This is a genomic window from Vibrio ulleungensis, from assembly GCF_016900875.1.
Lineage (GTDB): Bacteria > Pseudomonadota > Gammaproteobacteria > Enterobacterales > Vibrionaceae > Vibrio > Vibrio ulleungensis.
Genome location: NZ_JAFEUM010000009.1, coordinates 58228 through 74371, shown reverse-complemented (window position 1 = coordinate 74371; position 16144 = coordinate 58228). Strand labels below are relative to the sequence as shown.

Genomic DNA, 16144 nt, shown 5'->3' with positions numbered 1-16144 from the left:
TTTTTTTGTGCCCGTCTGTTGAGTTACAATGTGGAACAAAGGATCCTCTAGGATCCTTGTGTGGCAAGTATTTGCCTCTATCGCCCATCAAAGTGTAAAAATTGCTAAAGCTAGGACAAAGATTGCCGCTAAATAAGAACAGTCAGTAAACAAGGTGCGTAATGAAATTAAAAGCGATCACCGCAAGTGTATTATTGGCGATAAGCTCATCTCTAAGTCATGCGAATATTGCAGCTGTGGGGGAGCCTGTCCCCATATACAGTGAAGCGGAACTGATAGATTGGATAGAGCAGGGTAAACATTTAGAGCAAGTGAAAGCCGACGGTTGCCAGTTGGTTGAAGATATTGTGGCACGCGCTACGCGGATCAGTCTGCCATCGTACGAGTTTTTGTATGGTGACATGCTTGCTTGGGGAGTATGTGTTCCGCAGGACGTTGAGCTCGGTATTTACTATATGGAAAATGCCGCACATCAAGGTTTGCCTACAGCACTAGAGCAGTTAGGACGCTACTATTCTCGAGGGACATTAGTCCAGCAAGATAAAGAGCGTGCGATTCCGTATTTACGTGAAGCCGCCTCAATGGGGAACTTACGCGCTCGGATCCAGTTGGCCGAACTGCTACTGCACGATTATGGTAGCCCATTAGATTATGAAGATGCGTACCGTTGGCTCTATAATTCTGTAACAGCCGATAAGCAAACTCACCGTAGGATTGCGATGCTACGCGAAGGTCTTGAGCAAAGAATGCCGCAAAATATAGTGGCCAGAGCCAAGCGGCGAGAAACATTTTGGTAATCAATAAAGTCCTTCATAAAGAAGGACTTTTTTATTGGATAATTGATCGGGTCAATATAAGAAAGACCATGGTGCAATGACGCTCTTTTCACGGTGATAAGTCGCCGAGCCTCAACGGTGCGCTGTCGAGAGTCGGCTTTTTAGCAGCTTAACTTGATTTTGAAAGCTTTTGGATAGCGAGGTTGAGCGTCGCGTTTGACTGCTCCAGTTCGATTGTTTGAGCCTTCATAATGGCAACTTGCTGGCTGTTTTCATCCGCGGAGTCCTTAATCGACACAATGGACTGACTGATTTCATTACTCACTGAAGACTGCTGCTCTACAGCCGTTGCAACCTGAAAGTTGAGGTCGGAAACCGTAGACACTACATCCGTAATGTTTTGAATCTTTTCGACCGCGTCTTGTGAGATCCCCGTTGCTGTTTTTGCCATATCGAGTGTACTTGCTATTGACTCTTTGGTGCCGTCAACTTTATTGAGTAATGAGTTGAGCATGCTCTGAATTTCGTCGGTTGAGTCTTGAGATCGGGTCGCAAGCGTTCGAACTTCATCGGCAACCACCGCAAATCCACGTCCTTGCTCGCCCGCTCGAGCCGCTTCAATTGCCGCATTTAGAGCCAACAGGTTGGTTTGCTCAGCAATAGATTGAATTGTCTCAACGATGCCGGATACATTATGTGCTTCACTGGCTAAGTCACTCATATCAATATTCATCGATTCTGCTTTATTCGCGATTTGATCTATGATTCGACTGGTGTCAGTGACCGATGATTTGCCCGTTTCTGCACTTGCGTTCATCTCGCTCATCAAGTCGCTCGATTGTGTGGCATTTGCGGTAATCTCAGCAATTGACGCACTCATTTCGTTGGTGGCTGTTGCAACGGTGTCGAGTTGATGGGTGATGTTCGAGCTATTGGTATTTATTTTGGTGTAAACATCTTGCTGCGCGGTGATGTTCTCAGTGAGAGCCACTGACGAACGTTGTATATCGCTAAGCGTTGAGGTTAACTTGTTATTGATCCTATAGATACTGCCTGCAATTGTTTCTGGGTTTGCTGTGTCGGGTGTGTCCGTTTGATAGTGCCCTTGGGCAATATTTCCTGCCAGTTGTGTGATGTCGGTAGGTTCGCCACCAAGCTGTTTAATCGTGTCTCCAAATACTTTGCTTAAGGTAATCATCGCTACGGACAAAATCAGCAGTACAATGCCACCAACTTTGATCTCGGTGCTGAGCACTTGTGCATTGATGTCATCGATGTACAGACCTGTACCCACGATCCAGTCCCATTTGTCCAAATAGACAAGATAAGAGAGTTTTGGGTATGAGCCTTCTGGATCATCAGGTTTGGCCCAGTAATACTCTAACGCCCCATTTTTTATTTTGGCCATTTCAATAAACAACGCCAGGCCATTTTGATCGGTTATGTCGCCAAGAAAACGGTCATTTAATGCCGGCTTAAGTGGGTGATCAATCATGGACGGAGTCGAGTCTTGTATCCAGAAGTAACCATCTAGATTCTCACCCCATCGAGATTGGTTTATTAATTCAATAAATTGAGCCTTTGCTTGCTCATCCGTGAGTTTACCTGATGCCGTCTCTCGAACTAAATTGTCATAGGTTTGCCTCACTTGCGCGACTTCGCTTTTTAGTAGAGCTTCGCGCTCGCTATAGATTACGCTGGTCATCTCAGAAAATAGCGTGACGATAATGGCGAGTCCTGCAACGGCCATCGCAGCTAAAACGAGATAGAGTTTTCTCTGTAGGGTTAGATTCATTCGTTCTTCCTTGATGTGTGGCAAAAGGCTCATTGATTTAATGAGTGACTAAATAATAATCAACTTTCATGCCATTTATATAACATGGCGTTCTATTTTTAAGGGATGTGTTCAAAGGATAGGGTATTAATGGCCTAATGTTTGAGCGTCATCTCGATTATCACCAGCTGAGGAAGAACGACGTGATGCTACAGGCGTTGTGCAGTATCAACAGAGCAAAGAAATTGCGCTATCGACAATCATTTTGTGCCTAGGTTGGTTATACTAAGCATATCAACATTTTGCGAGCGACCTTCTATGTCTGACTCTAGCCATCTCGACCCTCACGCCGAGCGTGAATCCCAGAACTATGAAAACCCAATTCCGAGCCGAGAGTATATTCTTTCGTATTTGGAGGCTGCGGGTGTCCCCATGAACCGCAACGATCTTTTTGATGCGCTAAAACTGACAGGCGAAGACCATTATGAAGGCCTACGTCGACGCCTTCGTGCCATGGAGCGCGATGGTCAACTCGTGTTCACTCGACGCCAATGTTACGCACTTCCAGATAAACTGGAGATGATTAAAGGGTATGTTATTGGTCACAAAGATGGACACGGATGGGTTCGACCTGAAGGTGGTAAAAAAGAAGATGACATCGTCTTGCCACATCATCAGATGCGCACAGTAATCCACGGTGACTTCGTTCTGGTTCAACCTACAGACAACAGTAAGCGAGGTCGCAAAGAAGGTCGGCTTGTACGAATTTTAGAAGAGCGAAAAACCCAAATAGTCGGGCGCTTTTTCTTAGAGTATGGATACAGCTACGTTGTTCCAGATGACTCTCGCATCAGCCAAGACATCCTAATTCCTGTAGAACATAAGTCTGGCGCCAGAATGGGCAACGTGGTGGTGGTTGAAATTACCGATAGAGGCAGCCGTTCTCGCGGAATGATGGGCAAAGTAGTGGAAGTACTGGGTGAAAATATGGCACCTGGAATGGAAACAAAAATTGCTATCCGCACTCATCAGATCCCACACGAGTGGCCTGTAGAGGTGAACAAGCAGATCGCAAACTTGGGCGAAGAGGTTCCAGAAGAGGCCAAAGTGGGCAGAGTCGATTTACGTGACTTACCGCTAGTGACCATTGACGGAGAAGACGCGCGCGACTTTGATGACGCAGTGTTTTGTGAAAAGAAAAAAAGCGGCGGCTGGCGACTATGGGTGGCCATTGCTGACGTCAGTTATTATGTTCGACCTGATACCGCACTGGACAAAGAAGCCATTCATCGTGGTAACTCGGTGTACTTTCCATCGCAAGTTGTCCCAATGCTTCCTGAAGTGCTATCGAACGGTCTCTGTTCCCTAAACCCGCAAGTTGACCGACTGTGCATGGTGTGTGAAATGACCATTTCTGCTACCGGTAAACTCTCAGGCTACAAACATTATGAAGCGGTGATGAACTCGCATGCTCGTCTTACCTACAATAAGGTGAACGATATTTTAGAGGGCAACGCCGAGCTCATAGACCGTTATCAAACGGTCGTACCGCATCTAATTGAACTGCACAATATGTATCAGGTGCTTAAACAAGCACGTGATCAGCGTGGAGCCATAGAGTTTGAAACGGTTGAAGCGAAGTTTATTTTTAATGCGGAACGTAAGATTGATCGCATTGAACCAGTAGTACGCAACGATGCACACAAGATCATCGAAGAATGCATGATATTAGCCAACATCGCATCCGCCAGCTTGGTCGAAAAAGCCAAAGAGCCGTCTTTGTATCGAATTCACGAAACTCCAGGTGAAGAGAAACTGCAAGGATTCAAAGACTTTTTAGGTGAGCTGGGACTCACCATCGAAGGTGGCTTAGCTCCGTCTCCCACCGATTATGCAACGCTAATTCGCAAAGTGGGTGAGCGTCCAGACAAAGAACTCATCCAAACCATGTTGTTGCGCTCGATGAAGCAAGCGGTGTACAACCCTGATAACGTTGGACACTTTGGCTTAGCACTCAAGCGATACGCGCACTTTACATCGCCAATTCGACGCTACCCTGATCTGTTGCTACACCGTGCAATTAAGTACTTGATTGCTAAGCATGAAGGGCGTGCTACGGATCGTTGGACACCAACCGGTGGCTATCATTATTCGTTCGATGATATGGACGGATTTGGTGAGCAGTGCTCCATGACAGAACGTCGTGCCGACGATGCAACTCGTGAAGTGTCTGATTGGCTCAAGTGTGAGTATATGCAAGACCATGTTGGTGAAGAGCTTGAAGGGGTGATCGCTAACGTGACCGGCTTTGGCTTTTTTGTTCGGTTAACCGATCTTCACATTGATGGTTTAGTCCACATTTCAACATTAGCCAACGACTATTATCAATTCGATCCTATTGGTGCGCGCCTAGTTGGGGAAAGCTCCGGCATGGTGTATCGATTGGGTGATGCCGTGAAGGTGAAAGTCTTGTCTGTGCACCTCGATAGCAAACAAATAGACTTTGAAATGGTCGACAGTGAGCGAAAACCGAGAGGCAAAGGCAAAACTGCAAAAAAACGCGCGGCAAACGCTGATAAAAAAGCCCGCTCGAAGAAAAAGGGCCAAATTAAAGCCAAACAATCGGGTAGTAAGCCTTTTGTAGAGCCGACCAAGCGTCCTGATGGACAAGAGATGCAACAAGAAGGTCATAGTAAAGTGAAAAATGCGCGTAAAAAGGCTAAACTGCGCCGCGCAAATCGAAAAGCGGATAATCCGTCGTCCAAAAATTAGGCAGGTAACATGAGCAACGAATTTATATATGGCATTCACGCAGTCAAAGCAGTACTTGAACGTGATCCGTTACGCTTTAAAGAAGCCTACGTGCTCAAAGGTCGACAAGATGACCGTCTGCTGCCATTGATAAACGAATTACAAGCCATCGGTGTGTCAATACAGCAGATGGGCCGAAAAGCTCTTGATGACAAAGCGAAAGGAGCCAACCATCAAGGTGTGATTGCTCGTGTCACCCCTGTTAAAGCGTTGAATGAGAATGACCTTGATGACTTGCTTGCTGGTCAAGAGTCTCCATTGCTGCTTGTACTTGATGGTGTCACCGACCCTCATAACCTAGGTGCATGTCTGCGTAACGCTGATGCGGCCGGAGTCGCGGCTGTGATTGTCCCTAAAGATAAATCTGCACCAATGACTCCGACAGTAAGTAAAGTCGCGTGTGGCGCTGCTGAGACCGTCCCTTTAGTGCGAGTGACTAACCTTGCGAGAACCATGCGTGCGTTGCAAGAGCAAGGTGTATGGTTTGTCGGCACTGCGGGTGAAGCCACTCATGATATTTACCAAGCAAAACTCACCGGGCCGTTAGCCATTGTGATGGGAGCAGAAGGTGATGGCATGCGTCGTTTAACGCGTGAAACCTGTGACGATTTAATCAAGATTCCAATGGCCGGGTCTGTGTCGAGCCTGAACGTGTCGGTAGCGTCTGGTGTCTGTTTGTTTGAAGCGGTACGTCAACGTCTAAGCTAGTGGTCTATTGAAGTGTAAAAGGTGGCGTATTCATTTAGTGAGTGCGCCATTTTTGTTTTTACTATCAGTGATATAAAAATAACAAGCGTTGCTTATACCAATCGAAGTAATTAACTGATCAGAAAATTGCGATGGAAAAATCGCTGAGAACAAGGCAAAGATTGCCGTAGGTAGTTGTTCTACCAACAAAATCTTTAACGCCGTTATCAGTGATTTTAACGAGCAAGAATGATCAGGTAATTGCTTTGGTTGGTATTAAACCACTGAGATAAAAATAACCTTCGATTAAACCTATTCTCTCCTTGATCTTAGCGCACGCTTTCTGTACTATTTGCCGTCCTTAAAACTCAGTCAATTCATTAAGTTCCTTGCTTCCTCAGGACGACTGAGCCTATCTGGAAGCTACTAATCCGTAAGGAGCAAACATGCGTCATTACGAAATCGTATTCATGGTGCACCCTGATCAAAGCGAGCAAGTTGCTGGCATGATCGAGCGTTACACTAACACTATCACTGAAGCTGGCGGTACTATCCACCGTCTAGAAGATTGGGGCCGTCGTCAACTGGCTTACCCAATCAACAAGCTGCACAAAGCACACTACGTTCTACTAAACGTAGAAGCTGAGCAAGCTTCAATTGATGAGCTAGAGACTGCTTTCCGTTACAACGATGCAGTTCTACGTAACATGATCATGCGCACTAAAGCAGCTATCACTGAGCCTTCTATCATGCTTAAGCAGAAAGAAGAGCGTCAAGAGCGTGCTCCGCGTCAAGACCGTCAAGATCGTTCAGAAGCAGCTCCTGCTGCAGATGCTGAATAATCATTAGTCCTAACAATTAGATCAGGAGATAGCCCATGGCTCGTTTCTTCCGTCGTCGCAAATTCTGCCGTTTTACTGCAGAAGGCGTACAAGAGATTGATTACAAAGACGTAGCAACTCTTAAAAACTACATCACTGAAGCTGGAAAAATTGTACCTAGCCGTATCACTGGCACAAGTGCAAAATACCAACGTCAACTAGCGCGCGCTATCAAGCGTTCTCGCTACCTAGCACTACTACCGTACACTGACAAGCATCAGTAATCGGTCGGTTTATTTAAAGAGGATTAAACAATGCAAGTTATTCTACTTGATAAAATCGGTAACCTAGGTGGTCTTGGCGATACTGTAAACGTTAAATCTGGCTACGCTCGTAACTTCCTTATCCCTCAGGGTAAAGCTGTTATGGCGACTAAAGGCAACGTTGAAATGTTCGAAGCTCGTCGTGCTGAACTAGAAGCTAAAGTTGCTGAGCAACTGACTGCTGCTCAAGCTCGTGCTGAGAAAGTTAACGCTCTAGAAGCTGTTGTTATCGAATCTAAAGCCGGTGACGAAGGTAAACTATTCGGTTCTATCGGTACTCGTGACATCGCTGATGCAATTACTGCAGCTGGCGTTGAAGTTGCGAAAAGCGAAGTTCGTCTTCCAGAAGGCGCTCTACGTAACACTGGTGAATTCGAAATCAGCATCCAACTTCATTCAGAAGTTTTTGCTGCAGTGAACCTAAACGTAGTTCCTGCTGAGTAATTCGTTACTCGATAAAGCATTTAAAAACACTCGCTTCGGCGGGTGTTTTTTTTTGCTTATACTAATCGAAGTTATTAACTGGTCAGAAAATTGCGACGGAAAAATTGCTGAAAACAAGGCAAAGATTTCCGTAGGTAGTTGCTATGCCTGCAAAATCTTTAACGACCTTATCAGTGATATTAACGATCAAGAATGGTCAGGAAATTGCTTTGGTTGGTATTATTAGAAAATAAACAATAAGTTCGCAGAGAAGACAGAATCGGTGTCTTCTAATCCTTCAGGGACGCGGCTGTGCTTTTGGCGAGTGTGTACCAGCTTTAACGCGATGTCATCAGTAATGGTGTTTGTTAGACCAAATTGGGTGTCCATCCGGGTGTTACTTTCACCGGCCACCAAGGTGACATTCCCATCCAAAGAAAGTGATTTAACTACCTGCCATCGAACTGACGCATTGCCACGAAAAATGGGTTCGTTAACCGTTTCTGGAAAGACGAGGTCATCATCGCCAATTTCTTCTAAGTTAGGATCTTGAGAACGAAAACCAGGACCCGCTTCGACTTCAAGACCAAATTTATCAGTATTGGTGAGCTGATAACCGATACCGCTAGAGAGCGTATAGTCTTTATAGTAAGCGCTATAGCGCGAGTCATAGCCGGTAAAACTGGTATAGAAATAGGTTCGTTGACTTAACTTGTAGTCCGCTTGCAAGTCATAGCTAGATTGGCGTTTGTCTTCTTTGTCGTCTTTATAGAGCTGATAATATGTCCACTCCCCTTTGAAACGATAACGACCGGTTAAATACTCACTGCTAAGTCGAGCATTGAGCGATTGCGAATCGGAGTTGCCAGAGTGCGCCTGATAGCCAAACTCGACCTCAGTAGTAAATGGACTGATTTCTGGAGGGGGAGCATCAATATCCATATCAAGCTGCTCGTCCGCATATAACATTGTGCTGCTACACAAGCCTATGCAAATAAGCCATTTATTGGACACAGACACCTCATAGAGTAGAAAACTGCAGCGAATTGTAATCGCTCATCAACCTTAAGAGTCAGCATCATGTTAATTTTTGACCAACTAACTCAACAAAGATTTTAGCAAATGGGTGACACGTGTTAAAGAGCAAACGTATAATGGTGGGTCTAGACAAGGGGCATTCCTAAATATCATGGCTGAACAACGTAGCAACCAAATTCAAGACTCTCAAGTCGACGCAATCAAAGCACCTCCACACTCTATTGAAGCCGAGCAATCTGTCATTGGCGGATTGTTATTGGACAACGAGCGCTGGGATAGCGTTGCTGAAAAAGTGATTGCACAAGATTTTTATAGCCGCCCACATCGCGTAATTTTTGAGGGTGTGAAAGCACTGCTTGAAGAAAGTCAGCCGCTCGATCTGATCACCCTATCCGAGTATTTGGAAAAGCGTGAGCAATTGGAAGAAGTGGGGGGATTTGCCTACTTAACCGATCTCGCTAAAAACACACCTAGTGCGGCAAACATCAATGCCTATGCCGACATTGTCGCAGAGCGTGCGTTAGTCAGAAGCCTTATTGGTGTTGCCAACGAAATTGCTGATGCCGGTTACGATCCACAAGGCCGTAGCTCCGAAGATCTGCTAGATTTGGCTGAAAGTAAAGTTTTTGCGATTGCTGAAGCGCGCACCTCAGAAAATGAAGGTCCTCAAAACGTCGACTCCATTTTGGAGAAAACACTGGAACGCATCGAGATCTTGTTTAAAACGCCGCAAGACGGTGTGACGGGTGTGACCACTGGCTTTACCGACCTAAATAAAATGACCGCAGGTCTTCAAGGGTCTGATCTCATCATAGTAGCTGCGCGTCCTTCTATGGGTAAAACCACGTTCGCCATGAACCTGTGTGAAAACGCCGCCATGGCATCAGACAAGCCCGTCCTCATTTTTTCTCTGGAGATGCCCTCAGATCAGATCATGATGCGTATGTTGGCATCGCTATCACGCGTTGACCAAACCAAAATCAGAACCGGCCAGCTAGAAGATGAAGACTGGGCCAAAATTTCGGCCTCTATGGGATTACTCATGGAGAAGAAAAACATGTACATCGATGACAGTTCGGGCTTAACACCAACCGAAGTACGTTCGCGTGCACGTCGAATTGCGAGAGAACATGGCGGATTGTCGATGATCATGGTCGATTACCTGCAGTTAATGCGTGTCCCGTCGTTAACCGAAAACCGAACGTTAGAAATCGCGGAGATTTCTCGCTCTCTCAAAGCATTGGCCAAAGAGCTAAATGTCCCTGTAGTCGCTCTGTCACAGCTAAACCGCTCGCTTGAGCAGCGAGCCGATAAGCGCCCGGTAAACTCGGATTTGCGTGAATCGGGCTCTATCGAGCAGGATGCCGATTTGATCATGTTTATTTACCGAGATGAAGTCTATAACCCTGACAGCCCCATGAAAGGCACGGCAGAAATCGTATTGGGTAAACAACGTAATGGTCCTATTGGTTCGGTTCGATTGGTGTTTAATGGCCAGTATTCTCGATTTGATGATTACGCTGGCCCTGCGTTCGACGAGGATTAATCAGGATGGCGTATATGAAAGCCGCCATTGCGGAGATCAATGTTGAGGCTCTGGAGCACAATCTTACTCAGATAAAGCACGCAGCACCGGAAAGCAAAGTGTTGGCGGTTGTGAAAGCCAATGGCTATGGACATGGGTTGTTGGAAGTCGCCAAGCACGCCACTCACGCAGATGCTTTTGGTGTGGCTCGAATTGAAGAAGCGCTGCAACTGCGCGCGGGTGGTGTCGTGAAACCGATATTGCTGTTGGAAGGCTTTTACTCTGCGTCCGATCTGCCTATTTTAGTCACCAACAACATTCAAACTGTAGTGCACTGTGAAGAGCAAATGCTAGCACTGGAAGAGGCTGCTCTCGATGTGCCTGTGATTGTGTGGTTAAAAGTCGATACAGGTATGCATCGTCTTGGAGTGAGTGAAACTCAGTTTGATGACTTCGTAGAGCGTCTGCACCGCTGTTCTAATGTCGCTCAGCCACTTCGCTATATGAGCCATTTTGGCTGTGCGGACGAACTCGATAATCCAGTTACAGAGCTACAAATATCTCGATTTAATGCGTTGACGGACAACGCCCATGGTGAACGCTCACTCGCAGCATCGGCGGGCCTTCTAAAGTGGCCGACGTCTCGATACGATTGGGTGCGCGCGGGTATCATCATGTACGGAATTTCGCCTTTTGCGCACGAGTATGCAGCAGAGCTTGGCTTTCGGCCGGTGATGACCCTAAAATCGCATCTAATTGCTGTACGTGATGTCAAAGCGGGTGAAAGTGTCGGCTATGGTGGGATTTGGACCAGCAGCAGAGACACCAAAGTAGGTGTTATTGCGATTGGCTATGGCGATGGTTATCCTCGTACAGCGCCCAATGGTACGCCAGTCATAGTCAATGGACGAAAGGTGCCACTCGCTGGGCGTGTCTCAATGGATATGCTAACGGTTGATCTTGGGCCAGACTCAACCGATAAAGTAGGCGACCAATCCATTTTATGGGGAGAGTCGTTGCCAGCCGAGGAAGTTGCCTCGCACATTGGTACTATCGCCTATGAACTAGTGACTAAACTAACGTCACGAGTCGAAATGGAGTACGTTTAACCAAATCGTCACTGTTATCTGTGACGATTTACTCCCCCTGTAATGTCGCGACGATCGTTCGCGATCCAGCATGATCTCTATGTTCGCCTAAATACACTCCCTGCCAAGTCCCTAGTGCCAATCGGCCATTTGTGATGGGTATACTTATAGAACACCCTAATGTGGATGCTTTGATGTGAGCAGGCATATCATCCGAGCCTTCATAGGTGTGGCGATAGTAAGGTGCGTCTTCTGGAACAAATCGATTAAAGTGCGACTCAAAATCTATCCGAACCGTCGGGTCGGCATTTTCATTAATAGTTAGGCTGGCAGAACTATGTTGGATAAACAGGTGTAATAGCCCAATATTAAGCTGTCGAATTTCAGGTGTTGCCTGTTCTATCTCATCAGTGATCAAATGAAATCCACGCTTTCTTGGTGCAAGTTTTAGGGTGGTCTGGTACCACATAAGTCGAGTTCCAATGTTGTTTTTTTACATTTTAGACACATCGAGCGAGAAGATAGGCAAAAAACGCCTTTTTACGTGACGGGACTCAAAATGTGTGTAGTAAAATTACGGCATAATTCCCAGTTATAAAGTATAAGAATAACCAGCTATAAAAACTCATTTTTTACTTCGGGGGAAACAACAAAAGTAGAATTTGAACTACTTTTAGTTGTGCAAAACCTAAAAAATAGGAAATTGATATGTTGAAAAACATCAACCCAACGCAGACCAACGCGTGGAAAGCGCTAACTGCGCATTTTGAAGCAGCTCAAGATGTTGAGCTCAAAGACCTGTTCGCATCAGACACAAACCGTTTTGAGCAATTCTCAACGCGTTTTGGACAAGATATGTTAGTCGATTACTCAAAAAACTTTGTCACTCAAGAGACAATGGATTTGCTGTTTAATCTGGCGAAAGAAACCGAGCTAGACACCGCAATCAAAGCGATGTTCTCTGGTGATAAAATTAACCAAACCGAAGGTCGTGCTGTACTGCACACAGCGCTCCGTAATCGCAGCAATACGCCTGTTATGGTTGATGGCAAAGACGTTATGCCAGCGGTAAATGCCGTACTAGAAAAAATGAAATCGTTCACTGATCGTGTGATTGGCGGTGAGTGGAAAGGCTACACAGGGCAGGCAATTACTGATGTTGTAAACATTGGTATTGGTGGTTCAGATTTGGGTCCGTACATGGTGACCGAAGCACTAGCACCATACAAAAACCACCTAAATCTTCACTTCGTATCTAACGTCGATGGCACTCACATTGCTGAGACGCTAAAGAAAGTAAACCCAGAAACAACCCTATTCTTGGTGGCTTCTAAAACATTCACCACTCAAGAGACGATGACCAATGCACACTCTGCGCGTGACTGGTTCCTAGAGTCAGCACAAGACGAAGCACACGTTGCTAAGCACTTTGCTGCACTATCAACTAACGCATCAGCGGTTTCTGAGTTTGGTATCGACACCGATAACATGTTCGAGTTCTGGGACTGGGTCGGTGGTCGTTACTCACTATGGTCAGCGATTGGTTTGTCTATCGCTCTAGGGGTTGGCTACGATAACTTTGTTGAGCTTCTTGCCGGCGCTCACGACATGGATAACCACTTCGCCTCTGAGTCTTTAGAGAGCAATATCCCGGTGATCCTGGCGCTTGTTGGCCTATGGTACAACAACTTCTATGGCGCAGAGTCAGAAGCGATTCTACCTTACGACCAGTACATGCATCGTTTTGCTGCCTACTTCCAGCAAGGAAACATGGAATCCAATGGTAAGTACGTTGACCGTGAAGGCAATGCTGTGACATACCAAACCGGTCCTATCATTTGGGGTGAACCTGGCACAAACGGCCAGCATGCGTTCTACCAGCTTATTCACCAGGGTACTAAGCTTATCCCATGTGACTTCATTGCTCCGGCAATCAGCCACAACGCGATCAGCGACCATCATCAGAAATTGATGTCTAACTTCTTCGCTCAAACAGAAGCATTGGCATTTGGTAAAACGGCAGAGACAGTAAAAGCAGAATTTGCCGCAGCGGGTAAAACAGACGCTGAGATGGCTGATCTTGTACCATTTAAGGTATTTGAAGGTAACCGCCCAACAAACTCGATTTTGGTTAAGCAGATTAACCCACGTACATTAGGTAGCCTAATTGCTATGTACGAGCACAAAATCTTTGTTCAAGGTGTTATTTGGAACATCTTCTCGTTCGATCAATGGGGTGTGGAACTTGGTAAGCAGCTTGCCAATCAAATACTGCCAGAGCTAAGTGATGACTCTCCAATCGATTCACACGATGACTCTACAAATGGCTTAATCAATGCGTTTAAAACATTGCGTGGCTAAACCGAAAGGTTAAACAATACGCTATTAAGGGGTGATGAAAATCGCCCTTTTTTTATGAGTTTTGGTTTCGGTATAGCTAAAAAAACGGCTCACTAAATAGTGAGCCGTTTTAAGAATGTAGTGATGTTTACTCGAAACAAATTTCGATGAATGCATTACCCCAAGGCGACTGAAACGGCATGATAATAATCGAGCCTTCGCACTTGTGACGGATAGTATGGCCTTTACCAGATACCACTATAGGCGTTGCCATATCGAAATCAAAACCACTGTCAGAGAGTATCCGTTTGGCACCACCAGTAACCATATTGGTGATTTCGCCTACCATGTCAGTGACTTCTTCGTTGATACCGTTGGGACGTTCGCCCAACATATTCTGCATGATTTCTAATGCAAGCTTTTCATCAAAGGTGATCGACATCGAACCTTTGGTTTGTTGGCCAACCATACCAATCAGGCCAGAAACATCACCTCGAGCAATCTCATCTTTTTTAACACGTGGCTTTTGTGGAGTGAGCTCCATCGACGCCATAGTTTTCAAGACATTCATGAGAGATGCTAAAAATGGGTTTACAAATTCTGCGCGCATAAGAGTTACTCTTCTTCCATCTGTACGTTCTATCGCCCCGGTAGTTTACAATAAAATACCGTGTTCCATACGAAAAAATATCAATTTTTGATAATTCAGCGATGTAATATATATTCTAATGCAAGTAATATGCCTACAAATATCTGACAGTGTCAGTAGTTTTACACTATTTCTTACAAAAGATGTCGGAAAATGCGGCAAAATTTTGTCACAAACTATGGGTTTTTCCTAAGTTACGGTAAACACGTAGGAAAGTTCATGCCCGACAAGGCAATGTACTATTGGAAACGTGTGTGTCTATATTGAATAAACGAACAAATGCTGTCAGCCAATTTTTAGGTTTACTTTTAATGTGTTAGTAAATGTAACTGCAAGGGTTGTTTGTAGTGATTCAGTTGATTTGTTGTTTAATAAAATGACTGCTTATCCATAAAATCACATATTTATCCATGCGACCCCAAAGTAAGCAATGCTAATTTGGGGCGTCAATCTACACCAAATTAGGTTTTGTTGTCGTTGTAGAGTGCGTCTAGATAGTCGTCTTTTTCTTGCCAAACATCGTTCAGCCAGTGATGGAAGCGGCGCTTAAATGCTTTATCTTTGAAGTAGTCACCATTCAAGTTTTCATCAATTTCATGAACCCTAATTTTGACCACCACACGAGTTAACTTGCCCTGCAGTAGGTCTTTAAATGGTTGCTGCCTATTCTCTGGGTACGCTATGGTCACGTCGACGACACCGTCGAGTAGTTGACTCATTGCATTGAGAGTAAATGCCACGCCGCCCGTTTTAGGCTTCAACAAGTGTCGGTAAGGGGTTTTTGCTTGAGAGAGCTTCTCTTCAGTGGCACGGGTACCTTCCGCAAAGCTGACCATGGTTGTCGGAACATACTTGAATTTATCACAGGCCTTTTTAATAGCGTCAAAATCATCATTGCGTCTTTCAGGGTGACGAATGAGGTACTCACGTGAATGGCGCTTCATAAATGGCATATCGAGTCCCCAGCACGCTAAACCAACAAAGGGTACATAGAGAAGGCTTTGCTTAAGTAAAAACTTAACCATGGGCATCTTGTCTTTCATCACAGAAGACAGTATGACGATGTCTGCCCAACTTAAGTGATTAGAAAGCAGCATGTACCATTGCCTGCGTGAGAGGCTCTCACCGCCTTCAATTTGCCAGTCGACATTATTGTTGACGTTGAGCATCCAAAGATTGAGTGTTGCCCACAACCAGGTTTGCTTATTGGCTAATTCACTCATTGTGGTCTGTATGACACGAAACGGTAGGATGATTTTAATTAGAGCCAAGCAGCAAACGACAACACAGGTCCATGCCGTATTTAGTGTAACAAGTAGGACGTTAATGCCCATTTGGATGTTTTTTAGCATGAAAATCACTCAATCAATCGTTAGTGTGTCGAACTGAACCGTTAGTTCATTAGATGCGGTTGTGCTTTGCGCTCGAGCTGTGCGACATAGATTAACAGATTGGTAATAGAATGCATCGCATCAAAATTGGTAATCACTACAAGACTATCGAGTTAAAGACGCTTACCTAGTGAGCAGCCAACAAAAAGCCCAGCTGTAATTAGCTGGGCTTTATCAATCAATAGACTAACTAATCGAAATTAGTTCATGCCATATTTTTTCAGTTTCTTACGTAGCGTACCACGGTTGATACCCATCATGTTCGCAGCGCGAGTCTGATTGCCACGCGTGTACTGCATGATCATATCTAGAAGAGGTTGTTCAACTTCAGCCAGTACCAACTCGTAAAGGTCGTTTACGTCTTGGCCGTTAAGCTGTGCAAGGTAGTTTTTGACAGAAGCTTTGACTGAATCACGTAAAGGCTTTTGTGTGATTTGGTCTTGTGAAGTAACAGTAGTAACAGTTAGTGCTTCTGAATTTAGATTTTGTTCGAACATA

General features: G+C 45.2%; 15 protein-coding genes. 9 read left to right on the top strand and 6 right to left on the bottom strand.

All coding sequences use genetic code 11. The features are described 5' to 3' along the window. The first annotated feature begins 161 nt into the window (after nt 1-161). Complete coding sequence (gene motX, locus JQC93_RS17830) at nt 162-797, top strand: flagellar protein MotX (protein ID WP_205159724.1); 636 nt, start codon at nt 162-164, stop codon at nt 795-797. Nucleotides 798-945: 148 nt separating this feature from the next. Here the strand turns inward: motX and JQC93_RS17825 are convergent, their stop codons facing one another. Then, nucleotides 946-2571 carry a methyl-accepting chemotaxis protein gene (locus JQC93_RS17825; RefSeq protein ID WP_205159723.1) on the bottom strand — a complete coding sequence of 542 codons (1626 nt, stop codon included), beginning with the start codon at nt 2569-2571 and terminating at the stop codon, nt 946-948. Between the two features lie 297 nt (nt 2572-2868). On the opposite strand from JQC93_RS17825, the gene rnr reads away from it, so the two are divergent. From rnr to rplI, 5 genes are all read left to right on the top strand, one after another. Next, a complete protein-coding gene (rnr, locus tag JQC93_RS17820; RefSeq protein WP_205159722.1) occupies nt 2869-5322 on the top strand; it encodes a ribonuclease R in 2454 nt (817 codons plus the stop codon). A gap of 9 nt (nt 5323-5331) precedes the next feature. After that, nucleotides 5332-6069 carry a 23S rRNA (guanosine(2251)-2'-O)-methyltransferase RlmB gene (gene rlmB, locus JQC93_RS17815; protein ID WP_205159721.1) on the top strand — a complete coding sequence of 246 codons (738 nt, stop codon included), beginning with the start codon at nt 5332-5334 and terminating at the stop codon, nt 6067-6069. 425 nt (nt 6070-6494) lie between these two features. Beyond that, complete coding sequence (gene rpsF / locus JQC93_RS17810) at nt 6495-6890, top strand: 30S ribosomal protein S6 (RefSeq protein WP_084885436.1); 396 nt, start codon at nt 6495-6497, stop codon at nt 6888-6890. A gap of 35 nt (nt 6891-6925) precedes the next feature. Then, nucleotides 6926-7153 carry a 30S ribosomal protein S18 gene (gene rpsR, locus JQC93_RS17805; RefSeq protein WP_000090472.1) on the top strand — a complete coding sequence of 76 codons (228 nt, stop codon included), beginning with the start codon at nt 6926-6928 and terminating at the stop codon, nt 7151-7153. Between the two features lie 30 nt (nt 7154-7183). Continuing rightward, nucleotides 7184-7636 (top strand): 50S ribosomal protein L9, encoded by a 453-nt coding sequence (rplI, locus tag JQC93_RS17800; RefSeq protein WP_205159720.1) that lies wholly within the window; start codon nt 7184-7186, stop codon nt 7634-7636. A gap of 222 nt (nt 7637-7858) precedes the next feature. Here the strand turns inward: rplI and JQC93_RS17795 are convergent, their stop codons facing one another. Then, nucleotides 7859-8584: a DUF481 domain-containing protein gene (locus JQC93_RS17795; protein ID WP_205159719.1), complete on the bottom strand. Its 726-nt coding sequence runs from the start codon at nt 8582-8584 to the stop codon at nt 7859-7861. 220 nt (nt 8585-8804) lie between these two features. On the opposite strand from JQC93_RS17795, the gene JQC93_RS17790 reads away from it, so the two are divergent. Together JQC93_RS17790 and alr are read left to right on the top strand one after the other, a co-directional pair. Continuing rightward, nucleotides 8805-10199: a replicative DNA helicase gene (locus JQC93_RS17790; protein WP_205159718.1), complete on the top strand. Its 1395-nt coding sequence runs from the start codon at nt 8805-8807 to the stop codon at nt 10197-10199. 5 nt (nt 10200-10204) lie between these two features. Then, nucleotides 10205-11287, top strand: a complete 1083-nt coding sequence (gene alr / locus JQC93_RS17785) for an alanine racemase (RefSeq protein WP_205159717.1) — start codon at nt 10205-10207, stop codon at nt 11285-11287. Between the two features lie 28 nt (nt 11288-11315). On the opposite strand, the gene JQC93_RS17780 is transcribed toward alr, so the two are convergent. Next, entirely contained in the window at nt 11316-11735 is a 420-nt protein-coding gene (locus JQC93_RS17780) for a secondary thiamine-phosphate synthase enzyme YjbQ (RefSeq protein WP_205159716.1), read from the bottom strand. A gap of 239 nt (nt 11736-11974) precedes the next feature. Here JQC93_RS17780 and pgi point away from each other — a divergent pair, with 239 nt between their 5' ends. After that, nucleotides 11975-13627 carry a glucose-6-phosphate isomerase gene (gene pgi / locus JQC93_RS17775; protein WP_205159715.1) on the top strand — a complete coding sequence of 551 codons (1653 nt, stop codon included), beginning with the start codon at nt 11975-11977 and terminating at the stop codon, nt 13625-13627. 127 nt (nt 13628-13754) lie between these two features. Here pgi and JQC93_RS17770 read toward each other — a convergent pair whose 3' ends face one another. The 3 genes from JQC93_RS17770 to fis form a co-directional block, all read right to left on the bottom strand. Beyond that, nucleotides 13755-14216 carry a chemotaxis protein CheX gene (locus JQC93_RS17770; RefSeq protein ID WP_205159714.1) on the bottom strand — a complete coding sequence of 154 codons (462 nt, stop codon included), beginning with the start codon at nt 14214-14216 and terminating at the stop codon, nt 13755-13757. 500 nt (nt 14217-14716) lie between these two features. Next, nucleotides 14717-15607: an acyltransferase gene (locus tag JQC93_RS17765; protein WP_205159713.1), complete on the bottom strand. Its 891-nt coding sequence runs from the start codon at nt 15605-15607 to the stop codon at nt 14717-14719. A gap of 239 nt (nt 15608-15846) precedes the next feature. Then, the gene (gene fis / locus JQC93_RS17760) at nt 15847-16143 is read right to left on the bottom strand and encodes a DNA-binding transcriptional regulator Fis (protein WP_084885409.1); all 297 of its coding nucleotides are present in this window, start codon (nt 16141-16143) and stop codon (nt 15847-15849) included. Nucleotide 16144: the final 1 nt, after the last annotated feature.

Bases quoted from the DNA above. Each gene is read 5' to 3' on its own strand.
- JQC93_RS17780 (WP_205159716.1), bottom strand. From the start codon at position 11,735: ATGTGGTACCAGACCACCCTAAAACTTGCACCAAGAAAGCGTGGATTT.
- JQC93_RS17765 (WP_205159713.1), bottom strand. From the start codon at position 15,607: ATGCTAAAAAACATCCAAATGGGCATTAACGTCCTACTTGTTACACTA.
- pgi (WP_205159715.1), top strand. From the start codon at position 11,975: ATGTTGAAAAACATCAACCCAACGCAGACCAACGCGTGGAAAGCGCTA.
- rpsF (WP_084885436.1), top strand. From the start codon at position 6,495: ATGCGTCATTACGAAATCGTATTCATGGTGCACCCTGATCAAAGCGAG.
- JQC93_RS17825 (WP_205159723.1), bottom strand. From the start codon at position 2,571: ATGAATCTAACCCTACAGAGAAAACTCTATCTCGTTTTAGCTGCGATG.
- JQC93_RS17770 (WP_205159714.1), bottom strand. From the start codon at position 14,216: ATGCGCGCAGAATTTGTAAACCCATTTTTAGCATCTCTCATGAATGTC.
- rnr (WP_205159722.1), top strand. From the start codon at position 2,869: ATGTCTGACTCTAGCCATCTCGACCCTCACGCCGAGCGTGAATCCCAG.
- rpsR (WP_000090472.1), top strand. From the start codon at position 6,926: ATGGCTCGTTTCTTCCGTCGTCGCAAATTCTGCCGTTTTACTGCAGAA.
- JQC93_RS17795 (WP_205159719.1), bottom strand. From the start codon at position 8,584: ATGTTATATGCGGACGAGCAGCTTGATATGGATATTGATGCTCCCCCT.
- JQC93_RS17790 (WP_205159718.1), top strand. From the start codon at position 8,805: ATGGCTGAACAACGTAGCAACCAAATTCAAGACTCTCAAGTCGACGCA.
- rplI (WP_205159720.1), top strand. From the start codon at position 7,184: ATGCAAGTTATTCTACTTGATAAAATCGGTAACCTAGGTGGTCTTGGC.
- rlmB (WP_205159721.1), top strand. From the start codon at position 5,332: ATGAGCAACGAATTTATATATGGCATTCACGCAGTCAAAGCAGTACTT.
- alr (WP_205159717.1), top strand. From the start codon at position 10,205: ATGGCGTATATGAAAGCCGCCATTGCGGAGATCAATGTTGAGGCTCTG.
- motX (WP_205159724.1), top strand. From the start codon at position 162: ATGAAATTAAAAGCGATCACCGCAAGTGTATTATTGGCGATAAGCTCA.
- fis (WP_084885409.1), bottom strand. From the start codon at position 16,143: ATGTTCGAACAAAATCTAAATTCAGAAGCACTAACTGTTACTACTGTT.